This window comes from Pantoea sp., assembly GCF_039594315.1.
Classification (GTDB): Bacteria; Pseudomonadota; Gammaproteobacteria; order Enterobacterales; family Enterobacteriaceae; genus Pantoea.
This window is the reverse complement of the sequence record NZ_JBCNNP010000022.1, coordinates 38,744-65,374: the sequence shown is the minus strand read 5'-3', so window position 1 is coordinate 65,374 and position 26,631 is coordinate 38,744. Positions and strand designations below refer to the sequence as shown.

The window sequence follows — 26,631 nt, the reverse complement described above, 5'->3', positions numbered from 1 at the left end:
TTTTTTCCCTCCCTGGAGGACGTACGTGTCTAAGCGTCGTGTAGTTGTGACTGGTCTTGGCATGTTGTCTCCTGTCGGCAATACCGTAGAGTCTACCTGGAGTGCTCTCCTTGCCGGTCAGAGCGGCATCAGCTTAATCGACCATTTTGATACTAGTGCCTACGCAACACGTTTTGCGGGCTTAGTAAGAGATTTCAATTGCGATGATTTCATCTCGCGCAAAGATCAGCGCAAGATGGATGACTTCATCCAATACGGCATCGTTGCTGGCATTCAGGCTATGGCAGACTCAGGTCTGGTTGTAACCGAAGAGAATGCTGGTCGCATTGGTGCGGCAATCGGTTCTGGCATTGGCGGACTGGGTTTAATCGAAGATAACCACAGCTCGCTGGTCAACGGTGGACCGCGCAAAATCAGCCCGTTCTTTGTGCCTTCTACCATCGTTAACATGGTGGCAGGACACCTCACCATCATGTACGGCCTGAAAGGCCCAAGCATCTCAATCGCCACGGCATGTACTTCTGGTGTGCATAACATCGGTCATGCTGCGCGTATCATCGCGTACAACGATGCGGATGTGATGTTGGCAGGTGGTGCAGAGAAAGCCAGTACGCCATTGGGCGTGGGTGGATTTGGTGCTGCGCGCGCGCTCTCCACGCGTAACGACAATCCGCAGGCGGCAAGCCGTCCGTGGGATAAAGATCGTGACGGTTTCGTGTTGGGTGACGGTGCAGGCATTATCGTACTGGAAGAGTACGAGCACGCGAAGAAACGCGGTGCGAAGATTTATGCTGAAATCATTGGTTTTGGCATGAGCAGCGATGCCTATCACATGACGTCACCTCCAGAAGACGGTTCAGGTGCAGCAGCGGCAATGGTTAACGCCTTGCGTGATGCGCAGTTGAATGCGGAGCAAATCGGTTATGTCAACGCGCACGGCACTTCGACGCCAGCCGGTGACAAAGCAGAAGCGCAGGCGGTGAAATCGGTGTTTGGTGCGGCGGCAAACAGCGTGATGGTGAGTTCCACCAAATCGATGACCGGCCACTTGCTGGGTGCGGCGGGCGCAGTAGAAGCGATTTATTCGATTCTGGCGCTGCGTGACCAGGCGATTCCACCAACCATCAACCTCGACAATCCAGACGAAGGTTGTGACCTCGATTTCGTGCCACATACGGCGCGTCAGGTCAGCGGACTTGAGTACACCTTGTGTAACTCCTTTGGATTTGGCGGCACAAACGGCTCGCTGATCTTCCGTAAGGTCTAATCGCTACTTAGCCATATCGAGGCCCGCAATGCGGGCCTTTTTTCTATCTAACGTGGAATGGGATCAGCAACATGTGGATAAACGGTCAACCGCAAACCGAACTTTCAGCACGCGACCGCGCGGTGCAATTTGGTGATGGCTGTTTTACTACCGCTGCGGTGAGCAACGGCAATGTGATAATGCTCGATGCCCATCTGCAACGGCTGAAAGAGGGCTGCGAGCGCCTCTGCATGGCGGTGCCAGACCTGCAACAGCTTGAAGCTGAAATGCGCCACGCCGCCAGCGGGCAAGATCAGGCTGTGTTAAAAGTGATTCTCACGCCCGGCGCTGGCGGACGAGGATACAGCCGCGCAGGCTGTGATTCTCCCACGCGTATTCTCGCGCTTTCGGCGTGGCCGCAACATTACGCCACGTTGCAACAGCAGGGCGCAGTGCTACAAACCAGCCCGATTCGCCTAGCGCGCAATCCGTTGCTGGCAGGCGTCAAGCATCTTAACCGGCTGGAGCAAGTGTTGATTCGCCAGCATCTTGACCAGACGGGCGGCGATGAGGCGCTGGTGCTTGACACTGAAGGGACGGTGGTGGAATGCTGTGCGGCCAATTTATTCTGGCGCAACGGCGATGAAATTTACACGCCACGCCTTGAACACGCGGGTGTTGATGGCATTATGCGCCGTTATCTGATGGCACAGATGGCGGGATTTGGCCAGACTTGCCATCTGGTTGAAGCAAAGCGGGACACTATAATCAACGCCGATGAAGTGGTGATTTGCAATGCGCTGATGCCAGTTTTACCCGTACGCCAAATTGACGATGTGACGTTCACCGCTCGCTCGCTGTACCAGCAACTGCGCGCCAGTTGCCTGAAGATGGAAGCATCATGACTCGAATGAAAAAAATTCTCGCCAGTGTAGTGGCGATCGCCGGCTTTGGGGCCGCCTTTAGCTATTGGCAGATCGAACGTTTAGCCGATACGCCGTTAACCATCCAGCAAGAAACCATTTATACGCTGCCTGCCGGTAGCGGTCGCGTAGTGTTGGAAGCACAACTGGAAAGCCAGCACATCATTCCACAAAGTATCTGGTTTGGCCCGTTGCTGAAACTGGAGCCAGAACTGGCGCGTTTCAAAGCCGGCACTTATCGGCTGGAGTCCAACATGACGGTACGCCAGTTGCTGCAATTGCTGGCGAGCGGCAAAGAAGCACAATTCCCGGTGCGCTTTATCGAAGGTTCTCGGTTGAAAGAGTGGCTCGAAGAGCTACGCAAAGCGCCGTATATGAAGCACACTTTGACCGATGATCAATTTGCTACGCTCGCCGCCGCGCTCAAGCTGGACGTAAATGAGCTGGAAGGCAGTTTCTATCCTGATACCTATCTCTATACCGCCAACACCAGCGATGTTGCAGTACTCGAGCGTGCGCATACGCGTATGAAAAAGCTGGTCGATGAGATTTGGCAGGGGCGCATGGAGAATCTGCCTTATAAAAAAGAGCAGGATCTGGTCACCATGGCGTCGATCATCGAGAAAGAAACCGGCGTGAGTGAAGAACGCGCGCGCGTGGCGTCGGTGTTTATCAACCGTTTGCGTACCGGCATGAAACTGCAAACCGATCCGACGGTAATTTACGGTATGGGTGATAGCTACACCGGTACCATTACGCGTAAGAATCTCGAAACGCCGACCGATTACAATACCTACACCATTAGCGGTTTGCCGCCGGGACCGATTGCGATGCCGAGCCGCGCATCTTTGGAAGCTGCCGCGCATCCGGAAAAAACCAATTACCTCTATTTTGTCGCGGATGGCAAAGGTGGACATACCTTTACCACCAATCTCGCCAGCCACAACAAAGCCGTACAGGTCTATCGGCTGGCAATGAAGGAAAAAAATGAAAAGTAAGTTTATCGTCATTGAAGGCCTGGAAGGTGCAGGCAAAACCACCGCGCGCGATGCGCTGGTTGCCGTGCTAAATGAGCAGGGTATTCATGATGTGGTTTTCACCCGTGAACCGGGTGGTACGCCGCTGGCCGAGCAATTGCGTGTCTTGGTTAAGCAAGGCATTGATGGCGAACAGGTTACCGATAAAGCCGAATTGCTGATGCTGTATGCGGCGCGAGTGCAACTGGTTGAGAACGTGATTAAACCGGCTTTGGCGCGTGGCGCTTGGGTGGTGGGCGATCGACACGATCTCTCTTCGCAAGCTTATCAAGGCGGCGGACGCGGTTTGGATACCACGCTGATGACTACATTGCGTAATGCGGTATTGGGCGATTTTCGCCCTGATCTTACCCTTTATCTCGACGTCACGCCGGAGATTGGCCTGCAACGCGCGCGTGCTCGTGGCGAATTGGATCGCATTGAACAGGAATCACTGCGTTTCTTTGAGCGTACACGTGAACGCTATTTGGCCCTGGCGGCACAAGATCCGTCCATTATTACCATTGATGCCACGCAAAACATTGACGAGGTGACGTTGTCACTTAAATCGGCGCTGCGTAACTGGCTGGCAGGTCAATCAGCATGAATTGGTATCCGTGGCTAAATCAGCCATATCGGCAGATTATTGCCCGTCACCAAAGCGGCCAGGCGCATCACGCCTTGTTGGTGCAGTCAATTGCCGGCATGGGCGATGACGCGTTGATTTGGGGCGTAAGCCGTTGGTTAATGTGTTTGCAACCGGATGGGTTAAAGAGTTGCGGACATTGCCACGGCTGCCAACTGATGCAAGCGCAAACCCATCCCGATTGGTATCGTCTCGAAGCCGAGAAGGGCAAAGCGTCGCTTGGTATTGATGCTGTTCGTGATGTCACTGAAAAGCTCTATCACTTTGCTCAGCAAGGTGGCGCGAAAATCGTCTGGTTGCCCGATGCGGCGCAGCTTACCGAAGCTGCCGCCAACGCGCTGTTGAAAACGCTGGAAGAGCCGCCTGCCAATTGCTGGTTTTTCCTCAGCGTGCGTGAACCCTCGCGCTTGCTGGCAACGTTGCGCAGTCGCTGCATGACCTGGCATTTATCGCCGCCGGAAGAGGCACACAGTCTGCATTGGTTGCAGAAACAGCAGCCACAGCCGGAAGCCAAATTGCGTGCAGCATTGCGTTTGAGTAATGGCGCCCCTGCGGCGGCATTAACGTTGTTGCAGCCTGAGCGTTGGCAGGCACGTGAAACGCTGTGCGACACGCTGCTAAAAGCGCTCAATGGCGATGTGCTGCAACTACTTCCAGCGTTGAACAGTGACGATGCTGCCGAGCGCCTCAGTTGGCTGATCTCATTGCTGGTAGATGCAATGAAAGTGCAGCAGGGCGCAAGTCAGTGGTTAAGCAATGGTGATCGTCCCGATGTGGTCAATCAGCTGGCGCAGCAGCTTAATAGCAGCGCATTGAATAGCTGCGCACAACAATGGATGCAGTGCCGCGATCAGCTGTTGCAAGTCGCGTCATTGAACCGAGAATTAATTCTGACCAATTGTTTACTCGCCTGGGAACGTTTGCTCACGCCTGCGACAATCGGCTAAGCCAAAAGAGATAAGTATGTTTATTGTGGATTCGCACTGCCATCTTGATGGCCTCGACTATGAAAAGCACCATCGTGATTTGGATGATGTAATCGCCAAGGCCGCGGCGCGCGATGTGAAGTTTATGCTGGCGATCGCCACAACCTTGCCTGATTACTACAAAATCAAACAATTGGTCGGCGATCGCGATAACGTGGCGCTCGCTTGCGGTGTCCATCCGCTCAACCAGGAAACGCCATACGATGTCGAAGAGTTCCGCCGCCTGGCTGCGGATGATCGCGTTGTGGCGTTGGGTGAAACCGGGCTGGATTACTTTTATCAGCAGGAAACCAAGGCGCAGCAACAAGCTTCATTCCGCGAACATATCCGTACCGGCATCGCCCTAAATAAACCGATCATTGTGCACACCCGCGACGCGCGCGACGATACGCTGGCTATTCTGCGTGAAGAGCAGGTGGAGAAATGCGGTGGTGTGCTGCACTGTTTTACCGAAGATAAAGAAACCGCAGCAAAGTTGCTCGATCTCGGGTTTTACATCTCATTTTCCGGCATTCTGACTTTCCGCAATGCTGAGCAGATCCGTGACGCCGCACGCTATGTGCCACTGGATCGTATGTTGGTGGAAACCGATTCGCCGTATCTGGCGCCGGTGCCGCATCGCGGCAAAGAGAACCAACCAGCGTTTACCCGTGATGTCGCCGACTACATGTCGGTGTTAAAAGGCGTTGATATCGAAACGCTGGCTGCTGTGACCACTGAAAACTTTTCCCGCCTGTTCCATATTCCGATGAGCCGTCTCGGCGGCTAACCGCTTTATTTCAAACTCTGTAATTAATCAAAAATCGACCCACTGCACTGTGCCTTCATCGGCACAGGCAGTGTTTTATTGCTGTTTATTGCACCAAGTCAGTAAGAAATGACTGAAAGCACAAGCGCTTCCTTAACGAAATGTGATGGCCGTCAATTTAACAATTAGCGATTTATTTTACTCTTCGTAATAAATCAAAAGACGCTCAGCGTCACCCGGCGAAGGATCCTCCCCCTGAGCCATGCGCACCGCGCTAAAAATTGCACTCATACTCAGGAGTTTCTATGTTCAAGAACGCATTTGCGAACCTACAGAAAGTGGGTAAATCGCTGATGTTGCCGGTATCGGTTCTGCCGATTGCCGGTATTTTGTTAGGTGTTGGTTCTGCAAACTTTAGCTGGCTGCCGGCGGTAGTTTCTCACGTCATGGCGGAGGCGGGTGGTTCAGTGTTCGCCAATATGCCGCTGATTTTTGCCATCGGTGTGGCATTAGGTTTCACTAATAACGACGGCGTCTCGGCGCTGGCAGCGGTGGTGGCTTACGGCATCATGGTGAAAACCATGGCAGTGGTTGCGCCATTGGTACTGCATTTACCGCCGGCGGAAATCGAAGCCAAACATCTGGCAGATACCGGTGTGCTCGGCGGGATTATCGCTGGTTCGATTGCGGCCTACATGTTTAACCGCTTCTATCGCATCAAGCTGCCTGAATATCTTGGCTTCTTTGCCGGTAAGCGTTTTGTACCGATCATTTCGGGTCTGACAGCGATCTTCACCGGTGTGGTGTTGTCGTTCATCTGGCCACCAATCGGTACCGCGATTCAGGACTTCTCACAATGGGCTGCCTATCAGAACCCGGTTGTAGCCTTTGGTCTGTATGGCCTGATTGAGCGCTCGCTGGTGCCGTTTGGTCTGCATCACATCTGGAACGTACCTTTCCAGATGCAGATTGGTGAATTCACCAACGCCGCAGGTCAGGTGTTCCACGGTGATATTCCGCGCTATATGGCGGGCGACCCAACCGCAGGCAAATTGTCTGGTGGCTTCCTGTTCAAAATGTACGGCTTGCCAGCGGCAGCCATTGCCATCTGGCATTCGGCGAAACCTGAAAACCGCGCCAAAGTCGGCGGCATCATGATCTCTGCGGCGTTGACCTCGTTCCTGACCGGTATTACCGAGCCAATCGAGTTCTCCTTCATGTTCGTCGCGCCGATTCTGTATGTGATCCACGCGATTCTGGCTGGCCTGGCATTCCCAATCTGTATTCTGTTGGGCATGCGTGATGGCACCAGCTTCTCACACGGGTTGATCGACTTTATCGTGCTGAGCGGCAACAGCAGCAAAATCTGGCTGTTCCCGGTTGTGGGTATCATCTACGGCCTGATTTATTACAGCGTATTCCGTTTCCTGATTGTAAAACTGAACCTGAAAACGCCAGGTCGTGAGGACACCGCAATGGAGCAAAGCAGCGCAACCGGCAGCGAAATGGCGGGCAAACTGGTCACCGCATTTGGTGGCAAAGAGAACATCACCAACCTTGATGCCTGTATTACGCGTCTGCGCGTGAGCGTGGCGGATGTGGCGAAAGTGGATCAGGCGGAACTGAAAAGCCTGGGCGCACGTGGCGTAGTGGTTGCCGGTTCCGGTGTGCAGGCAATCTTCGGTACCAAGTCCGATAACCTGAAAACGGAAATGGATGACTATATCCGCAGCATGTAAGCCATAAACGTGCGGTAAAAAAATGCCCTCAATTGAGGGCATTTTTTGTTATGTCCAAACAAACGGCGCAAACACAGCCAATTAATCGAGGAAATGTGGTCCTGAGGTTGAAAGAAATGGAATTCCTCACGCATACTGCCTGACTGAACTCAGGCTTAAGGAAATGCACCATGGCTGAAGAAACCATTTTCAGTAAAATCATCCGTCGCGAAATCCCCGCCGACGTGGTTTATCAGGACGAACTGGTCACTGCCTTCCGTGATATCGCGCCCAAAGCGCCGACCCACATTTTAATTATTCCGAACGTATTGATTCCCACCGCCAACGATGTGCAAGCCGCACATGAGCAGGCGCTGGGCCGCATGATCACCGTGGCGGCGAAAATTGCGCGTGATGAAGGGATTGCCGAAGATGGCTATCGCCTGATCATGAACTGCAACAGCCACGGCGGGCAGGAGGTTTATCACATTCATATGCACCTGGTTGGCGGACAGCCGCTGGGCCCGATGTTGGCTATCTAACGCAGGCGATACCGATGATGCGTCAATGGCTAAGCGGCTTGTTATTGTTGACCCTGGCGGGTTGCAGCAGTGATAAGCCGATGATCAATACTTCGCAGTCGCTGGTGATGGAATCCGCCGTCTTGTCCGCGGGCATCATCACCGACGAGCCGACGCTGACCGAACGTGACGGCCAGCAACGTGCCTTAAGCGTGTTGTACAACCAGCGTGAAACGCCGGTAAAAGTGCACTATCGTTTCTATTGGTACGACGATAAAGGGCTGGAAATCACGCCAGAAGAGCCAGCGCAAACCCAAATCGTACCGGCCCATGGCAGTGTGGAAGTCGCCTCACAAATGGGCAATCCGACCGCCAGCAAGGTGCGTCTCTATCTTTATCTTTGAGGAGTAAGCTGTGATTCGCAGTGTAAAACGTTCGGGCGCGCTGTTATTTGCGCTAATGCTCACCGGTTGTGTGGTGAAACAACAAACGCCGGCACCGGTAGAACCGACACAGCCGACCACGCCAACCCAGCCGGTAGAACCGCCAACTCAGCCAGTGCCGCCGCCGGAAAATGTGCCGCAACCGCCGAAGCTGAAAACCATCAACTGGGATGCCAGCGTCCAGCCTTTAGTCGGCAAGATGGTGCAATCATCGGGCGTGAATCCGGGTAGTGTGCTGCTGGTGGATCGCATCAAGAACAGCACCAACGGATCGCTGCAAACCGATAAAGCCACTGATGCGATTCAGAATGCGCTGGCGAATAACGGCAAGTTCACGCTGATCACCCCAGAACAGCTGGCGCAGGCCAAGCAAACGCTGGGCTTATCGCCGGATGACAGCCTGAATTCGCGCAGCAAAGCGATTGGCCTGGCGCGCAACGTCAACGCGCAATATGTGTTGTACAGCAACGCGCAGGGCGATGTGAAAGCGCCCACGCTGCAAATGCAATTGATGTTGGTGCAGACCGGCGAAATCATCTGGTCAGGAAACGGTGTTGCACAACCCTGATCCGCAGCTGCAACTACTGATTCAGCAACAATGGCCGACGGCGCAAGCTGCCGGTCATTTTTTCGCGCTGCCGGGATTGAGCGGACAAAGCGTGCATGTGCAAAGTGAAAGCGCAGAGTTGCTGGCGCGTCGTGCGCCGCCGCAGCCGATTCCCTTTGTCGATCGTCAACGCGAATACCGTGTGCTGCGCCAGTTGCGGCATGCTGACGTGGGGCCGCAGCCGTTGGCGTGGCGCGATCCGTGGCTGCTGCAAAGTTGGCTGCCGGGTGATGTGCTGAGCAACGCGCAGTTTAACCAGCATCGTGAAGACGTTTTGGTGCTGTTGCAGCGTCTGCATCAGCAGCCGCTCACCGGCTATCGTTTACGTCTGGCGCCGCTGTTGCAGCGTTATTGGCAACTTTGCCAGCAACGTCATTGGCGCTGGCAGCGCCGTTTGCAGCGCTTGTTACAACAAGGCGAGCCGCACCCGCTGCGCCTCGCGCCATTACATATGGATGTGCATGCCGGAAACCTGATTGCCACGCCTGCCGGTTTACGCCTGATCGACTGGGAATATGCCGCCGATGGCGATGTGGCGCTGGAGCTGGCGGCAGTCTGCGCGGTTGATGGCGATACGCGAACGGCGTGGATTGCCGGTTACGCCGAGCGCGCGCATCTTGATGAACATCAGTTGGCGCGTCAGATGCAGTGCTGGCAGCCGTGGCTGCATCTGTTAATGGCGAGCTGGTATCAACTGCGCGCCGAGCAAAGCCACGACGAGACATTACAACAGTTGGCGCAGGCCAGCTGGCAGGATCTTTAACTCAGGATTTAATTATGACCATGAACACTCCCGGACCGCTGATGCTGGACGTCGCAAGCTACGAGCTCGACGCCGAAGAACGCGAAATTCTGCAACATCCGCTGGTCGGCGGGCTGATTCTGTTTGCGCGCAACTTCCACGATGTCGAGCAATTGGCGGAACTGGTGCGGCAGATTCGTGCGGCGTCGCGTCATCGTCTGGTGGTGGCGGTGGATCAGGAAGGCGGTCGCGTGCAGCGTTTCCGTGACGGTTTTACCCAGTTGCCCGCAATGCAATCCTTTGCCGCGCTGCACGATCTGCCGCAAGCCGGTGAACTGGCGCAGCAGGCTGGTTGGCAAATGGCGTCCGAGATGATCGCCATGGACATCGACATCAGCTTCGCGCCGGTGCTGGATATTGGTCATATCAGCGCAGCGATTGGCGATCGCTCATTCCATGAAGATCCGGCAATTGCTTTGCAGGTGGCGCGCCGTTTCATCAACGGCATGCATGAAGCGGGCATGAAAACCACCGGCAAACATTTCCCCGGCCACGGTGCCGTCAGTGCCGATTCACATAAAGAGACGCCGCGTGATAACCGCGACGCCGCCACGCTGCGCCAGCATGATATGGCAATCTTCAAGCAACTGATTGATGAGCAGCTGCTGGATGCGGTGATGCCCGCGCACGTTATCTATACTGAGGTGGATCCGTTGCCAGCCAGCGGTTCGCCATATTGGCTGCAAACCGTGCTACGCAAAGAGCTGGCTTTCAACGGCGTGATTTTCTCCGACGATTTATCGATGGAAGGTGCCGCGGTGATGGGCAGTTATGCCGAGCGCGCGCAGCAATCACTGAATGCCGGTTGCGATATGATCCTGGTGTGCAATCAACGCGCCGGTGCGGTCAGCGTGCTGGATAACTTGACGCCGATCGGGGCAGAGCGCGTGACGCAGTTATACCATCAAGGCCGTTTTACCCGTCAAAATCTGCTGGCAAGCGAGCGCTGGCGGCAAAATCAGCGTCAACTCAGCGCACTGCAAGAGCGTTGGCTGGCGCATAAAGCTTCGGGCAGATAAGCCGCGCTGCCCGGATTTCATACCACGCTAAGGAACATCATGATCATCTATCTGCACGGTTTTGATTCCAACAGTCCGGGCAACCATGAAAAAGTGCTGCAACTGCAATTTATTGACCCGGACGTCAGATTAGTCAGTTACAGCACCCGTCATCCGAAACACGACATGCAGTTTCTGCTGAAAGAGTGCGACAAGCTGCTGCAACAAGGCGACGATGCACATCCGCTAATTTGCGGCGTAGGCTTAGGCGGTTATTGGGCTGAGCGCATCGGTTTTCTCTGCGATATGCGCCAGGCAATCTTTAATCCCAACCTGTTCCCGTTTGAAAACATGGAAGGCAAGATCGATCGCCCGGAAGAGTATCTTGATATTGCCACTAAGTGCGTCAGCGATTTCCGCGAAAAGAACCGCGATCGCTGCCTGGCGATCCTCTCGCGTCAGGATGAAGCGCTGGACAATCAACGCAGCGCATCCGTGCTTGAGCCGTTCTATGAAATCATTTGGGATGATGAAGCCAGCCATAAATTCAAGAATATTGCCCCGCATTTGCAACGCATTAAAGCCTTCAAACTCCTCGCGTAACGATAAACGCGCCGCGTGATGCGGCGCACAAAACGTGTAACATTCTGATAATGCAGTGCAAAGATTGATGTACATCAATTTTCTTATGATATGTCTCCGAGGCCGTGATATTCTGCCCTCAGCTCGCGATTTAACGTCGCCAACCCTATGTTTATTAAGGTTTTTATTAACCATTAATTAACTATTGGTTTACAACTTTGAGGGGGTCTTTGTTGACTACATCTATGGAAAAAATCGTTATCATCGGCGGTGGTGCTGGCGGCTTAGAGCTGGCAACACAGCTCGGTCACAAGCTGGGACGCAGCAAGAAAGCCGAGATCATATTGGTCGATCGCAACCACAGCCATTTATGGAAACCGCTGCTGCATGAAGTGGCGACCGGTTCGATGGATGAAGGTATCGATGCGCTGAGTTATCTGGCGCACGCGCGTAATCACGGTTTCCAGTTCCAGCTGGGATCGCTGACGCAAATTAACCGTGAAGCCAAAACCCTTGAGTTGGCAGAGATTCGCGATGCCGAAGGCGCGTTGTTAGTGCCGCAGCGTGAACTGGCTTACGATCGTCTGGTGGTGGCGTTGGGCAGTGCGTCCAACGATTTCGGCACGCCGGGCGTCAAAGATCACTGCATCTTCCTCGATAATCCGCATCAAGCACGTCGTTTCCATAACGAAATGCTCAACCTGTTCCTGCGCTTCTCGGCTAGCGAAGGCAGCCTGGAAAAAGTGAATATCGCCATCGTGGGCGGTGGTGCTACCGGCGTTGAATTGTCGGCTGAGCTGTATAACGCGGTGAAACAGCTGCACAGCTACGGCTACAAAGGTCTGGATAGCACCTCGCTGAACGTGACGCTGGTGGAAGCCGGTGAACGTATTCTGCCGGCCTTACCGCCGCGCATCTCTGCTGCTGCGCATCAGGAACTGACCAAACTTGGCGTGCGCGTGTTGACGCAAACCATGGTCACCAGCGCCACCGCAGACGGCCTTAACACCAAAGGCGGCGAATTCATCAATGCTGATTTGATGGTGTGGGCGGCGGGCATCAAAGCGCCAGATTTCATGAAAGAGATTGGCGGCCTGGAAACCAACCGTATCAATCAGCTGGTGGTGAAAGATACGCTGCAAACCACCCTGGATGATGATATCTACGCGATTGGCGATTGTGCGTCTTGCGCCTTGCCGGGCGGCGGATTTGTGCCACCGCGTGCGCAGTCGGCGCACCAAATGGCGTCGCGCGCACTGGAGAATATTCTGGCGCAGCGTAAAGGCAAACCGCTGAAAGCTTACGTCTATAAAGATCACGGTTCGCTGGTGTCGCTGTCACGCTTTAGCACCGTCGGCAGTTTGATGGGCAACCTGATGCGCGGCTCGATGATGGTAGAAGGGCGCATTGCCCGTTTTGTCTACATCTCCCTATATCGTATGCACCAGATTGCGCTCCACGGATACTTCAAAACCGCCCTGATGATGTTGGTCGGCAGTTTGAACCGCGTACTGCGCCCACGTCTCAAGCTGCACTAATCCGTCTTCGGCGCGATAACGCCGCCTGACGCGCCGTAACCTGCTGAAAAGCCCTGTTTCAGCTCAAGGTTACGGCGCCATTTCATCCGCTCTCGGAACTCTCCTAAAAACTGGCCCTGACGCCTTTCCGCTGCGTTTCCTCCATTAATCTGATGTTGCAATTACGGTCCATCTGTAAAACTTATTACCAACGAACACGGCGCGGCGCGCACGCCGGTTATGCCTCGGCTACACAGGGTCTTGTAGCGGCAGGATTGCGCGGTAACAACCTTCAGGAGGATATTCCTGTGAATAAATCAATGTTAGCGGGTATCGGTATTGGCGTAGCAGCAGCGTTAGGCGTTGCCGCCGTCGCCAGCATGGATGTGTTTGATCGCGGCCCGCAGTATGCACAAGTGTTGTCGGCCACGCCGATCAAAGAGAGTATCAAACAGCCGCGTCAGGAGTGCCGCAATGTGACGCTAACCCATCGTCGTCCGGTACAGGATGAAAACCGCATCGCCGGTTCGGTGTTGGGTGCGGTTGCCGGTGGCGTGTTGGGTCACCAGTTTGGCGGCGGACGCGGTCGTGATGTTGCTACCGTTGCCGGTGCGCTGGCCGGTGGTTACGGCGGTAATCAGGTGCAGGGTGCCATGCAGGATCGCGACACTTACACCACCAACGAGCAGCGTTGCAAAACGGTATACGACAAGCAGGAAAAAATGCTGGGTTATGATGTGACCTATAAAATAGGCGACCAGCAGGGCAAAATCCGCATGGAAAATGACCCTGGCACCCGCATTCCGCTCGACCGAAATGGTCAGCTTATCCTGAATTCGAATCAGGCCTAATTGGGCAAAGATACGACACAGCAGCAGTAACGAAAAAAGCGCCGCAAGGCGCTTTTTTTTATGTGTAGAGGCGCACGATCCTTCGGTGTTACGCGCGTTTTTTCGCCAATTCGCTGACAAAACTCTGCACCCACTCCATACGAATCTTGCGATCCGCCATTTCGCGGGTGAATTTCAGCCGCGTTGGGCCATCCAGCTTCCACTGTTTCGGATCTTTTTGCAGCAAGCCAATCAACCAGCCAGGATCGGCTTTGTTCTGTGGCGCAAACTCGAAGAATCCGCCTTTCTCGCTGGCTTCAATCTTGCGAATACCCAACTCGCGCGCCACTAGACGTAAACCGGCGATATCCAGCAAATTGCGCGCCGCATCCGGCAGCTTGCCGAAGCGATCAATCATCTCCACTTTCAGTTCCGCCAAATCTTGTTCATCTGCCGCGCTGGCAACGCGCTTGTAGAGTGACAAACGGGTATTCACGTCCGGGATAAAATCATCCGGCAGCAGGGCAGGCATGCGCAGCTCGATTTCGGTTTGATTGTTGGTGAGATCTTCCAGCGACGGCTCGCGACCCGCTTTCAACGCATCAACTGCGTTCTCCAGCAGCTCCATATACAGCGTGAAACCAATGGTTTCCATCTGCCCGCTCTGATCTTCGCCGAGCAGTTCACCGGCACCGCGAATCTCCAGATCGTGGGTCGCCAGCGCGAAACCGGCGCCCAAATCTTCCAACGAAGCTATCGCTTCCAAACGCTTCTGCGCATCGGTGGTCATGGCTTTTGGATGTGGCGTCAACAGCCACGCATAGGCTTGGTGGTGTGAACGTCCGACGCGGCCGCGCAACTGATGCAGCTGCGCCAAACCAAAGTGATCAGCGCGTTCGATAATAATGGTGTTGGCGCTCGGCACATCGATGCCGGTTTCGATGATGGTGGTACACACCAACACGTTGAAACGTTGATGGTGGAAATCATTCATCACCCGTTCCAAATCGCGTTCACGCATTTGGCCGTGACCAATGGCGATGCGCGCTTCCGGAACCAATTCGGCTAGACGCTGCGCGGCTTTTTCGATGTTTTCCACGTCATTGTAGAGATAGTAAACCTGTCCGCCGCGCAGCACTTCACGCAGAATCGCTTCGCGCACCACCAAACTATCGTACTCGCGCACGAAGGTTTTTACCGCCATACGACGCGCCGGTGGCGTGGCGATGATTGACAGATCACGCATGCCGCTCATTGCCATATTCAATGTGCGTGGAATCGGCGTGGCGGTAAGTGTCAGAATATCGACATCAGCGCGCATCGCTTTGATACGTTCTTTGTGGCGCACGCCGAAGCGGTGCTCTTCATCGACGATCAGCAGGCCTAGATCGTGCCATTTAAGGTCGTTCGACAGCAATTTATGCGTGCCAATCAGAATATCGACTTTGCCCTCGCGCGCCTCTTCCAGCACCTGATTTTGCTCTTTAGCAGTTCGGAAGCGGGAAAGCATCTCGATGCGTACCGGCCAGTTGGCGAAGCGGTCGCGGAAGTTATCGTAGTGCTGCTGCGCTAGCAAGGTGGTGGGCACCAGCACCGCCACTTGCTTGCTGTTTTCCACCGCGAGGAAGGCGGCGCGCATCGCCACTTCGGTTTTACCAAAACCGACGTCGCCGCATACCAAACGGTCCATCGCCAGCGGCTGACACATATCGCTTAATACAGCGTTAATCGCCTGACCTTGGTCTGGCGTGGTTTCAAACGGGAAGCCTTCGCAGAACAGTTGATATTGATCGCGATCGTGCTTGAAGGCGAAGCCGGTTTTGGCGGCGCGCTGGGCGTAGATATCCAGCAATTCTGCCGCCACATCACGCACTTTCTCCGCCGCTTTCTGCCGCGCACGTGACCAGGCATCACTGCCCAATTTGTGTAGCGGCGCATTCTCATCGGCGCCACCGGCATAGCGGCTAATCAGGTGCAGCGACGAAACCGGTACATACAGCTTGGCATCACCGGCATACGACAGCATCAGATATTCCGCCACAATACCGCCGGCTTCCAGCGTGGTTAAGCCGATGTAACGTCCGACGCCATGCTCCAGATGCACCACCGGCTGACCAGGATGCAGCTCGGCGAGGTTGCGAATCAGCACATCTGGATTGATGGTGCGGCGATTATCCTGACGACGACGGCTAACGCGTTCGCCAAGCAAATCACTTTCGCAAATCAGCGCTAATTGGCGTTGCGTATCGATAAATCCACGTTCGCTGGCACCAATCATCAAGCTGTGCGGCTGTTGCGCGGCTTGATCAAAATGATCGATAGGCTGCGGGCGCAGTTTGATGCGCGTCAGTAGCTCTTGCAGGCTTTCGCGGCGGCCTTCGCTCTCCACCGAGAAAATCACCTGGCCGCTGAACTGTTCGAGGAACTGGCGCAGCAGATCAAGCGGCGCTTTGGCTTGCGCTTGTACGGTAAGTTCCGGCAGCGGCTGATAACCGAGATTGGTGTTGGCGGCTTTTTCCGGCAGCGTTTCGCTGCTGAGCTGCATGCGCGGCCAGGCTTTTAATTCGCTCATCAGCGCTTCCGGGCGCAGCCACAGCGTTTGCGGTTCCAGCAGCGGGCGCATCGGATCGATACGACGGTTTTCGAAGCGCGCATTGGCATCCAGCCAGAAACGATCGGCGCTGGTTAGCACATCACCAATGTTGAGCAGCAGCGTATTAGCGGGCAGATAGCTGAACAGCGTGGGCAGCTCTTGTTCGAAGAACAGCGGTTGCCAATATTCGATACCAGCGGGCAACGTGCCTTTGCTGACCTGCTGATAAACGTGTTCCGGTTCGCGACGCACATCAAAGGTTTCGCGCCAGCGGCTACGGAACAGTTCGATGGCGGCTTTATCGGTGGGGAATTCATGCGCGGGCAGCAAATTGATGGCGTTAACCGCTTCCAGCGTGCGCTGGGAATCGACATCAAACAAACGCAGGCTGTCGATTTCATCATCAAAGAAGTCGATGCGATAAGGTTGATCGCTGCCCATTGGGAACAGATCAAGCAGCGCACCGCGCGTGGCGTATTCGCCATGCTCCATCACCTGATCGACGTGGCGATAACCGGCTTGTTCCAGCTGATCGCGTAGCGCATCGCGCGACAGTTTTTGTCCTTGCTGCATCACCAACGCATGCCCATGCAAGAAGCTATGCGGACAGACGCGCTGCATCAGCGTGTTGACCGGCATAATCAGCATGCCGCGCGTTAAATTAGGTAATTGATACAGCGTAGAAAGGCGAGCGGAGATAATGTCCTGATGCGGCGAGAAGCTGTCGTACGGCAGCGTTTCCCAGTCAGCGAGATTGGTGACCGGCAGATCGGTAAACTGGCGAATCTCCTCCTGCAAACGCAGGGCAGATTGCATATCCGGGGTAATCATCAACACCGGACCGCTGTGGCGTTCGGTGATGCTGGCGCATTCAAGGGCTTGCGCGGCACCGACTAATTGCCCAAGCTGACGATGGTCGCCGGCTTTCACTGGCAGGGTATAACGACTCTGTTCCGACATGGGATCTCGACATTCTCTCCTTGGATTACAGGGCGTCATCATTCCATAATCCGCCCTGAGGATCATCTGTCGTTTCGGAGTTTCTGCCAGATGTGCATCTGACAAATTTCACAGGCGCGCCATTTATGGTGACCGAATAGCTGAATTTACTTAGTCGATTGCTGTGTATAGTGCATGCGCGGACGATCAACGTTAGCCCAAAGCAGCTCCCGCTCGACATGGTAACTGTGGTTGCCGTCGTCCCACTTCACGTAATAACCGGTTGGCGCATCTCCCTGCTCAAAAACGTTAACAATCTCGCCTTTGATCTCTCCCGATTTGTGTTTCACGATACTGCCTTTGGGAAATCTGAACATAGTGAGTACCTCTGCGCCTGGCTAACATCTTGAATAACACCACCTCAAGTCTACGATAATGAATGAACAATAAACGTACAAATAACATCATTAATTTGTCGCAAATTTATGCATAGACGCGTTTCGGGACGGTTTTTGACACAACTTTGCCGCAGACTCAGAGGGTTAGAGGTTTCATAAAGCAGGCACCTCCTTTATCATCCCACTACTTATTTTCAGGCAACTGCCAAGACGGATCTCATGTATCAACCAGTCGCGTTATTCATCGGTTTGCGCTACATGCGTGGACGTGCCTCAGACCGCTTTGGTCGCTTCGTCTCCTGGCTTTCAACCATCGGCATCACGCTCGGCGTATTGGCGCTGGTCACCGTGTTATCGGTGATGAACGGCTTCGAGCGTGAGCTGGAAGGCAATATCCTCGGCCTGATGCCGCAAGCGCTGGTGACCAGCGATAAAGGCAGCATCAATCCGCAACAATTACCGGCGCAGGATCTCAAACTGCAAGGCGTAACCCGCATGGCGCCGCTCACCACCGCCGATGTGGTGTTGCAGAGCGCGCGTAACGTCTCGGTGGGTGTGATGCTCGGCATCAATCCCGACGAACAGGATCCGCTGACGCCGTTTCTGGTCAACACTCAGCAAAGCGTGCTGCAAGCGGGCCAATACAACGTGATTCTCGGCGAACAGTTGGCCTCACAGCTTGGCGTCAAGCGCGGCGATCAGTTGCGTTTAATGGTGCCATCGGTCAGCCAGTTCACGCCGGTTGGCCGCTTACCAAGCCAGCGTATTTTCACCGTGGCCGGAACCTATGCGGCGAACAGTGAAGTCGATGGCTATCAAATTCTGGTCAATCAGCAAGATGCCTCACGCGTGATGCGTTATCCGCTGGGCAATGTCACTGGCTGGCGCTTGTGGCTCGACAAACCGCTGGACGTGGATGCGCTGAGCCAGCAGAAACTGCCGGATGGCTTGACGTGGAAAGATTGGCGCGAGCGTAAAGGCGATCTGTTCCAGGCGGTGCGTATGGAGAAAAACATGATGGGCTTGCTGCTAAGCCTGATCATCGCCGTTGCCGCGTTTAACATCATCACCTCGCTGGGTTTGCTGATCATGGAGAAGCAGGGCGAAGTGGCGATTCTGCAAACGCTGGGCTTAACCCGTCGCCAGATTGTCGCAGTGTTTATGGTGCAGGGCGCCAGCGCGGGGATTATTGGCGCGCTGCTCGGCACCGTGCTCGGCGTGCTGCTGGCGAGCCAACTGAATAATTTGATGCCGGTGATTGGGCTGTTCCTTGATGGCGCGGCGCTGCCGGTCGACATCAACGTGTGGCAGGTGATCACCATTGCGCTGGTCTCAATGGCTGTCGCGTTGCTTTCCACTCTTTATCCGTCATGGCGCGCTGCCGCCGTTCAACCCGCTGAGGCTTTACGTTATGAGTAATACTCCTTTGTTGCAGTGTCGTGACCTGTGCAAACGCTATCAGGAAGGCAGCGTGCAGACCGATGTGCTGCGCAATGTGGCTTTCAGCCTGCAGCCGGGTGAACTGACGGCGATTGTCGGTAGCTCCGGCTCCGGTAAAAGTACGCTGCTGCACCTATTAGGTGGCCTGGATGCGCCCACTTCCGGCGACGTGATTTTTGATGGCAAATCGCTGAACGCGATGTCATCCGCCGCTAAAGCGGAACTGCGCAACCGTGAGCTGGGCTTTATCTATCAGTTCCACCATTTGCTGCCCGACTTCAGCGCGATGGAAAATGTGGCGATGCCGTTGCTGATTGGCAAAACCGGCAAAGCGGAAGCGGAATCACGCGCGCGTGAAATGCTAGCGGCGGTTGGACTGGAAAAACGCGCGGCGCATCGTCCTTCCGAACTGTCGGGCGGCGAACGTCAGCGTGTGGCGATTGCGCGCGCGCTGGTGAATCGCCCACGTTTGGTGATGGCCGATGAACCGACCGGTAACCTCGATGCGCGCAATGCCGATGCGATCTTTGAACTGCTGGGCGAACTCAACGTCAAGCAAGGCACCGCGTTCCTTGTGGTGACGCACGATTTGCAGTTGGCGAAGCGCCTGAGCCGCCAAATGGAAATGCGCGACGGTGAATTGAGCGATCAACTGACGCTGGGAGTGATCTAATGGCTTCGTCATTATCCCTGCTGCTCGGGCTGCGTTTTAGCCGCGGTCGGCGGCGTGGTGGCATGGTCTCGCTGATCTCCATCATTTCAACCATTGGTATTGCGTTGGGCGTAGCGGTGTTAATCATCGGCCTCAGCGCGATGAACGGTTTCGAACGTGAGTTGAACAACCGTATTTTGGCGGTGGTGCCGCACGGTGAAATCGAGCCGGTGAATCAGCCATTCCGCAACTGGCAGCCGATGATTAAGCCAATTGAGCATGTGGCGGGCATCGCGGCGGCCGCGCCTTACGTTAATTTCACTGGATTGATTGAAAGCGGCGCCAAATTGCAGGCGTTGCAGGTGAAAGGCGTCGATCCGCAACAGGAATCGCGTCTCAGCGCCTTACCAAGCTTTGTAGCTGGTGATGCGTGGTCGCAGTTTGCCGCCGGTAAGCAGCAGATCATTTTGGGTGGCGGCATCGCCAAATCGCTGAACGTCAAACAAGGCGATTGGATCACCATCATGATCCCCAACAATGACGGCGAAAATAAGCTGTTACAGCCAAAGCGTATCCGCTTGCAGGTGAGCGGCGTGCTGCAATTGAGCGGCATGCTCGATCATAGTTTGGCGCTGGTGCCGTTGGCGGATGCGCAGAAATATCTGGATATGGGTGACAGCGTGAGCGGCATTGCGCTGAAAATGAACGATCCGTTCCAGGCGCAAAAGCTGGTGCGTGATGCCGGTGAAGTGACGCATTCATACGTGTACATCAAAAGCTGGATCGGCACTTACGGTTACATGTATCGCGACATTCAGATGATCCGCGCCATTATGTATTTAGCCATGGTGCTGGTGATTGGCGTGGCCTGCTTCAACATCGTGTCAACGCTGGTAATGGCGGTGAAAGACAAGAGCAGCGACATTGCGGTGTTGCGTACGTTGGGGGCGAAAGATGGTCTGATTCGCGCCATCTTTATCTGGTACGGTTTGCTGGCTGGCCTGCTTGGCAGCGTCAGCGGCGTGGTGGTTGGCGTGCTGGTGGCGCTAAATCTCACGCCGGTGATGCGGGTGTTTGAGCATATCACCGGCCATCAGCTGTTGGCGGGCGATATCTACTTTATCGATTTTCTGCCCTCGGAATTGCATTGGATTGATGTGATTTCGGTGCTGGCAACGGCAATTGTGCTGAGTCTGATTGCCAGCTGGTATCCGGCGCGGCGCGCCAGCCGTATCGATCCGGCCCGCGTATTAAGCGGGCAATAAGTGTTAACCGCGCAGCCGCCTTAGCGGCTGCGCACATTTTCAGCGTCTGTCGCATGCAGCCGTAACGTGCAGCCGCTATTATCGGGCAAATTAACCCGAAAAATACCCGAAGCGCGGCGACAATCGCCGCAGATTAAGGAGCTTTTATGCGCATACCGCGCCGCCGTCTACGACTTGCCCGCGACAAAAAAAACCGCCGCAAAGTGCATCAGCGCTTTCGCCAGCGTATCTTCGAGCGCGATCGCAAAGCAGAACTGGCCGCGCATCCGCAGCCGCGTGTGGTGGTGCTGACTGGGGCCGGGATTTCCGCTGAGTCCGGCATTCGCACCTTCCGTGCCGCGGATGGTTTGTGGGAAGAGCATCGCGTTGAGGATGTAGCCACGCCAGAAGGTTTCCATCGCGATCCGGCGCTGGTTCAGGCGTTTTACAATGCGCGCCGTCGTCAGTTGCAGCAGCCGGAAATTCAGCCCAACGAAGCACATAAAGCGTTAGCTGAACTTGAGCAAGTACTTGGCGATAACTTCCTGCTGGTGACGCAGAATATCGATAATTTGCACGAACGCGCGGGCAGCCAGCGTGTGTTGCACATGCACGGCGAATTACTGAAAGTGCGCTGTGTCAGCAGCGGCCAGGTGCTGGATTGGACCGAAGATCTCACGCCAGACGATCGCTGCACTTGCTGCCAGTTCCCGTCAATGCTGCGCCCGCATGTGGTGTGGTTCGGTGAAATGCCGCTGGGTATGGAAGAGATTTATCAGGCGATTGAGCAGGCCAATCTGTTTATCGCCATCGGCACGTCTGGACACGTTTATCCGGCGGCCGGTTTTGTTCATGAGGCCAAATTGCAGGGCGCGCATACCGTTGAATTGAATCTGGAGCCAAGCCAGGTGGGCAACGAGTTCGCCGAGAGCCAATACGGCCTGGCAAGCGAAGTGGTGCCGGAATTTGTGCATACTTTCTTGCGCGGCTTGTATAAATAAACCTTTGTAGGATGCACGCCTGACTCTGCATTTCGCGTCACGGAAGCTAACCTGAAGGATAATGATTTGACGCAACATGGCGGCGTTACGCCACCATGATAATGACGCAGGTTCTTTAGAGGGATGACAGATGGATCAATTACTTGAGCGTTTTCTCAGTTATGTCGCAGTAGAAACTCAGTCAAAACCTCAGGCGCGACAGGTGCCGAGCAGCGAAGGGCAGTGGACGCTGGCGCGTCAATTACAGGAAGAGTTGATTGCGTTGGGTTTTGTTGATGTCTCGCTGAGCGATCATTGCTGCGTGATGGGCACGTTACCGGCGAACGTCGATTGGCCCACGCCGGTGATCGGTTTCATTTCGCATATGGACACCTCGCCCGATTTCACCGCCAAAAACGTCAATCCGCAGATTATTGAAAACTATCGCGGCGGCGACATTGCGCTGGGCAACGGCGATGAAATTTTGTCGCCGGTGATGTTCCCAATTTTGCATAAGCTAATCGGCCATACGCTGATCACCACTGATGGCAAAACCTTGCTTGGCGCGGATGATAAAGCCGGCATCGCCGAAATCATGACCGCCATGGCGCGCCTCGCACAAGGCGATATTCCGCACGGCGCGATTCGCGTGGCATTCACGCCTGATGAAGAGATTGGTCGTGGTGCATCGCACTTTGACGTCGAAGGTTTTGCCGCCGATTGGGCGTATACCGTGGATGGCAGCGATCTTGGCGAGTTTGAATTCGAAAACTTCAACGCCGCTACCGCCATGGTGAAAATCACCGGCAACAATGTGCATCCCGGCAGCGCCAAAAATGTCATGGTCAATGCGCTGGATCTGGCGATGCGCTTCCACGCAGAACTGCCAGCGAAAGAGAAACCGCAGTTCACCGATGGCTACGAAGGCTTTTTCCATCTGCACACCATTAAAGGCACAGTGGAAAATGCCGAGCTGATGTATTTGATTCGTGACTTTGATGCCGATAGCTATGCGCAGCGTAAACAGCTGTTGGAAGAGATTGGTCAGCGTGTAGGTAAAGGGCTGCAAAGTGAATGCTCGATTAAAGTCGAAATCACGGACAGTTATCGCAACATGCGCGAGAAAGTCGAACCGCATCCGCACATCATTGAGTTGGCCTTGCAGGCGATGCGCGATTGCGGCATTGAACCTAACGTGAAACCGATTCGCGGTGGCACCGATGGCTCGGCATTGTCATGGAAAGGTTTGCCGTGCCCGAACCTGTTTACCGGCGGCTACAACTATCACGGCAAGCACGAATTCGCCTCGCTCAATGTGATGGCGCAATCGGTGGATGTGATTGTCCGTTTGTGTGAATTGGCGGGGCAGAAGAAGTAGCCACAACGCGGTGCGCATAAATGCGCACCCTACAACATGATATTTCGTAGGGTCGCCATTTATGGCGACCGCTTAATCAGCTTACTCGCCGAAGAACCAATAGCCGCTATTCACCAACGCCGCTAGCTGTGCCAGCATCGATGGATCATCCAGCGCATCGCCGAAATCTTCTAACGTCAATACGTGATTATGTGCCAATGCCGCCAGCACTGCTGGATGGTTGCAGGTGATCGATTCACCGTTGACAAACACCGCGTCGCCTAGCGTTAAGACACGCAAGCCACCGAGACGCGTCAGCGCATCACCTTGCTGCAACGCATCGTAGATTTCATCCGGCTGATACGGTGGCTCCGGCGGCGCGATATCCAACTCGTGACGCGATTGCGAAATAAACTCACCGAACCACTGATTAAACTGCTCCGGCTGATTAATCACATCCATCATCACTTTGCGGATGCCTTCGATTTCAGACGGCAAAATCTGTGACGGGCAATCACGTGATGGCACATCTGGGTCGCTATAACGGTAGCTGCCCAACTCGTTCGCCAACATATGGTCGGCAAAACCGCTGATCAACTCACGGCCATTTGGCGCGCGGAAGCCCACCGAATAGTTGATGGCATTTTCCAGCGAATAACCTTCATGCGGGAATCCAGGCGGAATATACAGAATATCGCCGGGCTCCATCTCTTCATCAATGATGGCGTCGAACGGCTCAACCTGAAGCAGGTCCGGGTGCGGACAATGCTGTTTCAGCGCCACTTTTTCGCCTACGCGCCAGCGACGACGGCCGGTGCCCTGAATGATGAATACATCGTACTGATCGAAATGCGGACCCACGCCGCCGCCCGGTACTGCGAAAGAGATCATCAGATCGTCAATGCGCCAATCAGGCAGGAAACGGAAAGGGCGCATCAGCGCGGCGGACGGTTCATGCCAATGATTCACCGCTTGTACCAGCAGCGACCAATTGCTTTCACCCAGATGATCATAGCTCTCGAATGGGCCGTGACTTACTTGCCATTTGCCGTTGTTATGGCTGACGAGGCGGCTATCCACCTCATTTTCCATCGCCAAACCGGCCAGCTCATCAGGGGAAATAGGATCGATGAAATTTTTAAAACCACGTTTAAGCACCACCGGGCGTTTTTGCCAGTAGCGCTGAATAAAATCGGGCCAGTTGATGTCGAGCTGATAGTCCATATGGGGAGTCCGTATGCGGCAAAGAATGTTGGCAAGTATAACAGCCCGCGCCTGTTTCTACTCGCGGTGATGCTCGACTTCCTGACGCTGGAATATCACTTCCATGCGCGCGCCACCGAGTGGGCTGGTGGTGGCGATCACTTGCCCCGCGTACTGTTCGAGGATGTCGCGCACCACCGCTAAACCCAAGCCTTGACCGGGACGCAATGTATCGGCGCGTTGACCGCGCACGAAGATCAGATCGCGCTTGCTGACCGGAATGCCGGGGCCATCATCGTCGATAAACAGATGCAGCGTATTGTCGGTTTGGCGGGCAGTGACTTCAATAAATTCGAGGCAATATTTGCAGGCGTTATCCAGCACGTTGCCGAGCACTTCCATAAAATCATTCTTATCGCCGACAAAGGTCAGTTCCGGCGAGATATCCAGCGTGATCTCGACACCTTTACGCTGATAAACCTTATTCAACGCGGAACACAGACTATCCAGCAACGCGGAGACCGAGTGCAAATCGCGCTGCAACGGATTGTGATCGGCTTGCATGCTGGCGCGATGCAGATAATAGCCAATCTGTTGTGAAATCCGGCTGATTTGCTCCAGCATCACCGGTTCCGCCTGTTCCACGGTGATCTCTTTGCCACTGCGCAATGAACGTAATGTACTTTGCAGCACCGCCAGCGGGGTTTTCAGGCTGTGCGTGACGTCAGAAAGCGTGGTGCGATAGCGCGTATAACGCTGACGTTCGTTGGTCAACAGCAAATTCAGATTACGCACCAGGCTGCGTAGCTCTTGCGGCGGGTTATCATCAATACTGTCGCGTTGCCCCTTTTCCAGCTCGCGCACTTGGGTGGTGAGATCGCCAATTGGCCGCAAGCTCCAATGCGCCGCCAGCCACAGCAGGGGAATGATCAGCAGCAGATTGGCGGCCAGCACATAGCTAAACCACGACCACACCACATCGGAGTGCTGCAACTCTTGCGGAATTGAATCCACCACCACAATCGTCAGCGCCGGCAAATTGGTGGTGGCATCATAGCGATTGACCGCGACCGAGTGGGTGAAAGTATCGTTATTATCGCTATCCAGCGCGTGCAAACGTTCTTTGGCCTGCGAGTTATTGCCGATCGCCGCCTGGCTGGTGCGATTGCTGGTATCGATTTCGTAAAAATCGGGTTTGAGTAGCCACTCGCGGTGGATTTTTTTGCGGATATCCGGCACGTCGCGCTGCTGCCACAACAACTTGCCGTGCTCATCGTAGATAAACACCAGCGTCGGAAAATTGAGCGTCATGCGTTCGGGCTGTGCGATGGTCAGTTTATTGTCTTGCCATTGCGCCAGCGTAAAGAACAGGTTGCTCTCGCCGCGCATCACGCGATAGGTATTTTTATCGAAGCTGACCACATAACCGACCACGGCAACCATGCCGTAGGAGAGCGACAAAAACAGCACGATCGCAGCCGTCGCCAACAGGAAACGGGCGCGTAAAGAGAAAGGGCGAAAGCGACGAAACAACGTCATAAATCAGAGATCAAATCGGTATCCCTGGCCGCGTACCGTGTTGATAACTTCGGTCGGATAGAGTGAAAGAATCTTTTTGCGCAGGCGGCCCATCAGTACGTCGATGGTGTGGCTTTCGCGCAGTTCCGCATCGGGATAAAGCTGCAACATCAACGAATCTTTGCTCACCACTTTGCCCGCGTTACGGATCAGCGTCTCGACAATGGTGTATTCAAACGCGGTCAGTTTAACCGGCGCATCTTCCACTGTTAGTTCGCGGCGCGACAGATCCACCTGGAACGGCGGCATTGAGATAATCTGCGAGGCGTGCCCGCTGTTGCGACGCATCAGCGCCTGCAAGCGTGCAGCCACTTCTTCAATGTGGAACGGTTTGGTCACGTAGTCATCGGCACCGGCTTCCAGCGCTTCCACTTTGGCCTGCCAACCTTCACGCGCGGTCAAAACCAGAATCGGTTGACGTACGGCATCGGTGCGCCAGCGGCGAATTAGCGACATGCCGTCTTCGTCGGGCAAACCGAGATCAACCAAGGCGATATCGGGGATGTGCTCTTGCAGGAAATAATCGGCTTCTTTGGCATCTTCTGCGGCATCGACCTGATGGCCCATTTCACGCAGCTGCACGGCGAGGTGATGGCGCAACAGCGCATTATCTTCCACAACCAGTACACGCATAGTATTTCCTTAGCTTCCAACGTAGTGATGA

Annotated in this window: 25 protein-coding genes; 20 read left to right on the top strand and 5 right to left on the bottom strand. The window is 54.7% G+C overall.

Going from position 1 to position 26,631, the window contains the following annotated elements; translation table 11 throughout:
• Positions 1–25: 25 nt before the first annotated feature.
• The 15 genes from fabF to ABDW13_RS14155 all read left to right on the top strand — a co-directional run bounded on the left by fabF (position 26) and on the right by ABDW13_RS14155 (position 13,604).
• On the top strand, positions 26–1,267 hold the full coding sequence (fabF, locus tag ABDW13_RS14225) for a beta-ketoacyl-ACP synthase II (protein ID WP_343553209.1): 1,242 nt from the start codon (positions 26–28) through the stop codon (positions 1,265–1,267).
• 71 nt (positions 1,268–1,338) lie between these two features.
• Entirely contained in the window at positions 1,339–2,151 is an 813-nt protein-coding gene (gene pabC, locus ABDW13_RS14220; protein WP_343553208.1) for an aminodeoxychorismate lyase, read from the top strand.
• Entirely contained in the window at positions 2,148–3,167 is a 1,020-nt protein-coding gene (gene mltG, locus ABDW13_RS14215) for an endolytic transglycosylase MltG (RefSeq protein WP_343553207.1), read from the top strand. The genes pabC and mltG overlap by 4 nt, the downstream gene beginning before the upstream one ends.
• Positions 3,157–3,792, top strand: a complete 636-nt coding sequence (gene tmk, locus ABDW13_RS14210; protein ID WP_343553206.1) for a dTMP kinase — start codon at positions 3,157–3,159, stop codon at positions 3,790–3,792. The genes mltG and tmk overlap by 11 nt, the downstream gene beginning before the upstream one ends.
• Complete coding sequence (gene holB / locus ABDW13_RS14205; RefSeq protein WP_343553205.1) at positions 3,789–4,778, top strand: DNA polymerase III subunit delta'; 990 nt, start codon at positions 3,789–3,791, stop codon at positions 4,776–4,778. Before tmk ends, holB begins: the two co-directional genes overlap by 4 nt.
• A 16-nt stretch (positions 4,779–4,794) precedes the next feature.
• A complete protein-coding gene (locus ABDW13_RS14200) occupies positions 4,795–5,586 on the top strand; it encodes a metal-dependent hydrolase (protein WP_343553204.1) in 792 nt (263 codons plus the stop codon).
• Positions 5,587–5,870: 284 nt separating this feature from the next.
• Positions 5,871–7,304: a PTS glucose transporter subunit IIBC gene (gene ptsG / locus ABDW13_RS14195; protein ID WP_343553203.1), complete on the top strand. Its 1,434-nt coding sequence runs from the start codon at positions 5,871–5,873 to the stop codon at positions 7,302–7,304.
• Positions 7,305–7,474: 170 nt separating this feature from the next.
• Positions 7,475–7,825, top strand: coding sequence for a purine nucleoside phosphoramidase (gene hinT / locus ABDW13_RS14190; protein WP_007885755.1), 351 nt, complete (start codon positions 7,475–7,477; stop codon positions 7,823–7,825).
• 17 nt (positions 7,826–7,842) lie between these two features.
• A complete protein-coding gene (locus ABDW13_RS14185; RefSeq protein ID WP_343553214.1) occupies positions 7,843–8,208 on the top strand; it encodes a DUF1425 domain-containing protein in 366 nt (121 codons plus the stop codon).
• A 10-nt stretch (positions 8,209–8,218) separates the two neighbouring features.
• Entirely contained in the window at positions 8,219–8,815 is a 597-nt protein-coding gene (gene lpoB, locus ABDW13_RS14180) for a penicillin-binding protein activator LpoB (RefSeq protein ID WP_343553202.1), read from the top strand.
• Positions 8,802–9,617 (top strand): thiamine kinase, encoded by an 816-nt coding sequence (gene thiK, locus ABDW13_RS14175; protein ID WP_343553213.1) that lies wholly within the window; start codon positions 8,802–8,804, stop codon positions 9,615–9,617. Before lpoB ends, thiK begins: the two co-directional genes overlap by 14 nt.
• 14 nt (positions 9,618–9,631) lie before the next feature.
• Positions 9,632–10,675, top strand: a complete 1,044-nt coding sequence (gene nagZ, locus ABDW13_RS14170; protein WP_343553201.1) for a beta-N-acetylhexosaminidase — start codon at positions 9,632–9,634, stop codon at positions 10,673–10,675.
• A gap of 39 nt (positions 10,676–10,714) precedes the next feature.
• On the top strand, positions 10,715–11,257 hold the full coding sequence (ycfP, locus tag ABDW13_RS14165) for an alpha/beta hydrolase YcfP (protein WP_343553200.1): 543 nt from the start codon (positions 10,715–10,717) through the stop codon (positions 11,255–11,257).
• A 212-nt stretch (positions 11,258–11,469) separates the two neighbouring features.
• Complete coding sequence (locus tag ABDW13_RS14160) at positions 11,470–12,774, top strand: NAD(P)/FAD-dependent oxidoreductase (protein ID WP_343553198.1); 1,305 nt, start codon at positions 11,470–11,472, stop codon at positions 12,772–12,774.
• 287 nt (positions 12,775–13,061) lie between these two features.
• Positions 13,062–13,604 (top strand): glycine zipper 2TM domain-containing protein, encoded by a 543-nt coding sequence (locus ABDW13_RS14155; RefSeq protein ID WP_200571330.1) that lies wholly within the window; start codon positions 13,062–13,064, stop codon positions 13,602–13,604.
• An 88-nt stretch (positions 13,605–13,692) separates the two neighbouring features.
• Here the strand turns inward: ABDW13_RS14155 and mfd are convergent, their stop codons facing one another.
• The gene (gene mfd / locus ABDW13_RS14150; protein WP_343553196.1) at positions 13,693–17,136 is read right to left on the bottom strand and encodes a transcription-repair coupling factor; all 3,444 of its coding nucleotides are present in this window, start codon (positions 17,134–17,136) and stop codon (positions 13,693–13,695) included.
• Positions 17,137–17,282: 146 nt separating this feature from the next.
• Positions 17,283–17,492: a hypothetical protein gene (locus ABDW13_RS14145; RefSeq protein WP_343553195.1), complete on the bottom strand. Its 210-nt coding sequence runs from the start codon at positions 17,490–17,492 to the stop codon at positions 17,283–17,285.
• A 240-nt stretch (positions 17,493–17,732) separates the two neighbouring features.
• Between ABDW13_RS14145 and lolC the strand changes: the two genes are divergently transcribed.
• The 5 genes from lolC to pepT all read left to right on the top strand — a co-directional run bounded on the left by lolC (position 17,733) and on the right by pepT (position 23,207).
• On the top strand, positions 17,733–18,932 hold the full coding sequence (gene lolC / locus ABDW13_RS14140; RefSeq protein WP_343553194.1) for a lipoprotein-releasing ABC transporter permease subunit LolC: 1,200 nt from the start codon (positions 17,733–17,735) through the stop codon (positions 18,930–18,932).
• The gene (lolD, locus tag ABDW13_RS14135) at positions 18,925–19,626 is read left to right on the top strand and encodes a lipoprotein-releasing ABC transporter ATP-binding protein LolD (protein ID WP_343553193.1); all 702 of its coding nucleotides are present in this window, start codon (positions 18,925–18,927) and stop codon (positions 19,624–19,626) included. Before lolC ends, lolD begins: the two co-directional genes overlap by 8 nt.
• On the top strand, positions 19,626–20,870 hold the full coding sequence (gene lolE, locus ABDW13_RS14130; protein ID WP_343553192.1) for a lipoprotein-releasing ABC transporter permease subunit LolE: 1,245 nt from the start codon (positions 19,626–19,628) through the stop codon (positions 20,868–20,870). The genes lolD and lolE overlap by 1 nt, the downstream gene beginning before the upstream one ends.
• Positions 20,871–21,016: 146 nt before the next feature.
• A complete protein-coding gene (gene cobB, locus ABDW13_RS14125) occupies positions 21,017–21,850 on the top strand; it encodes a Sir2 family NAD+-dependent deacetylase (protein WP_343553191.1) in 834 nt (277 codons plus the stop codon).
• Between the two features lie 130 nt (positions 21,851–21,980).
• Positions 21,981–23,207 (top strand): peptidase T, encoded by a 1,227-nt coding sequence (pepT, locus tag ABDW13_RS14120; protein ID WP_343553190.1) that lies wholly within the window; start codon positions 21,981–21,983, stop codon positions 23,205–23,207.
• Positions 23,208–23,288: 81 nt separating this feature from the next.
• On the opposite strand, the gene ABDW13_RS14115 is transcribed toward pepT, so the two are convergent.
• From ABDW13_RS14115 to phoP, 3 genes are read right to left on the bottom strand one after another with little or no spacing between them, the layout of a single operon-like run.
• Positions 23,289–24,410, bottom strand: coding sequence for a cupin domain-containing protein (locus ABDW13_RS14115; RefSeq protein ID WP_343553189.1), 1,122 nt, complete (start codon positions 24,408–24,410; stop codon positions 23,289–23,291).
• 57 nt (positions 24,411–24,467) lie between these two features.
• A complete protein-coding gene (phoQ, locus tag ABDW13_RS14110) occupies positions 24,468–25,928 on the bottom strand; it encodes a two-component system sensor histidine kinase PhoQ (protein ID WP_343553188.1) in 1,461 nt (486 codons plus the stop codon).
• Between the two features lie 3 nt (positions 25,929–25,931).
• Positions 25,932–26,600, bottom strand: coding sequence for a two-component system response regulator PhoP (gene phoP, locus ABDW13_RS14105; protein WP_343553187.1), 669 nt, complete (start codon positions 26,598–26,600; stop codon positions 25,932–25,934).
• Between the last annotated feature and the right edge of the window lie 31 nt (positions 26,601–26,631).

Excerpts from the sequence above, each read along its gene's own strand:
- ABDW13_RS14200 (WP_343553204.1), top strand. The coding sequence starts at position 4,795 with ATGTTTATTGTGGATTCGCACTGCCATCTTGATGGCCTCGACTATGAA.
- lolD (WP_343553193.1), top strand. The coding sequence starts at position 18,925 with ATGAGTAATACTCCTTTGTTGCAGTGTCGTGACCTGTGCAAACGCTAT.
- tmk (WP_343553206.1), top strand. The coding sequence starts at position 3,157 with ATGAAAAGTAAGTTTATCGTCATTGAAGGCCTGGAAGGTGCAGGCAAA.
- holB (WP_343553205.1), top strand. The coding sequence starts at position 3,789 with ATGAATTGGTATCCGTGGCTAAATCAGCCATATCGGCAGATTATTGCC.
- ABDW13_RS14115 (WP_343553189.1), bottom strand. The coding sequence starts at position 24,410 with ATGGACTATCAGCTCGACATCAACTGGCCCGATTTTATTCAGCGCTAC.
- ptsG (WP_343553203.1), top strand. The coding sequence starts at position 5,871 with ATGTTCAAGAACGCATTTGCGAACCTACAGAAAGTGGGTAAATCGCTG.
- mltG (WP_343553207.1), top strand. The coding sequence starts at position 2,148 with ATGACTCGAATGAAAAAAATTCTCGCCAGTGTAGTGGCGATCGCCGGC.
- phoQ (WP_343553188.1), bottom strand. The coding sequence starts at position 25,928 with ATGACGTTGTTTCGTCGCTTTCGCCCTTTCTCTTTACGCGCCCGTTTC.
- ABDW13_RS14185 (WP_343553214.1), top strand. The coding sequence starts at position 7,843 with ATGCGTCAATGGCTAAGCGGCTTGTTATTGTTGACCCTGGCGGGTTGC.
- cobB (WP_343553191.1), top strand. The coding sequence starts at position 21,017 with ATGCGCATACCGCGCCGCCGTCTACGACTTGCCCGCGACAAAAAAAAC.
- mfd (WP_343553196.1), bottom strand. The coding sequence starts at position 17,136 with ATGTCGGAACAGAGTCGTTATACCCTGCCAGTGAAAGCCGGCGACCAT.
- hinT (WP_007885755.1), top strand. The coding sequence starts at position 7,475 with ATGGCTGAAGAAACCATTTTCAGTAAAATCATCCGTCGCGAAATCCCC.
- lolC (WP_343553194.1), top strand. The coding sequence starts at position 17,733 with ATGTATCAACCAGTCGCGTTATTCATCGGTTTGCGCTACATGCGTGGA.
- ycfP (WP_343553200.1), top strand. The coding sequence starts at position 10,715 with ATGATCATCTATCTGCACGGTTTTGATTCCAACAGTCCGGGCAACCAT.
- pepT (WP_343553190.1), top strand. The coding sequence starts at position 21,981 with ATGGATCAATTACTTGAGCGTTTTCTCAGTTATGTCGCAGTAGAAACT.
- pabC (WP_343553208.1), top strand. The coding sequence starts at position 1,339 with ATGTGGATAAACGGTCAACCGCAAACCGAACTTTCAGCACGCGACCGC.
- ABDW13_RS14145 (WP_343553195.1), bottom strand. The coding sequence starts at position 17,492 with ATGTTCAGATTTCCCAAAGGCAGTATCGTGAAACACAAATCGGGAGAG.
- lolE (WP_343553192.1), top strand. The coding sequence starts at position 19,626 with ATGGCTTCGTCATTATCCCTGCTGCTCGGGCTGCGTTTTAGCCGCGGT.
- nagZ (WP_343553201.1), top strand. The coding sequence starts at position 9,632 with ATGACCATGAACACTCCCGGACCGCTGATGCTGGACGTCGCAAGCTAC.
- phoP (WP_343553187.1), bottom strand. The coding sequence starts at position 26,600 with ATGCGTGTACTGGTTGTGGAAGATAATGCGCTGTTGCGCCATCACCTC.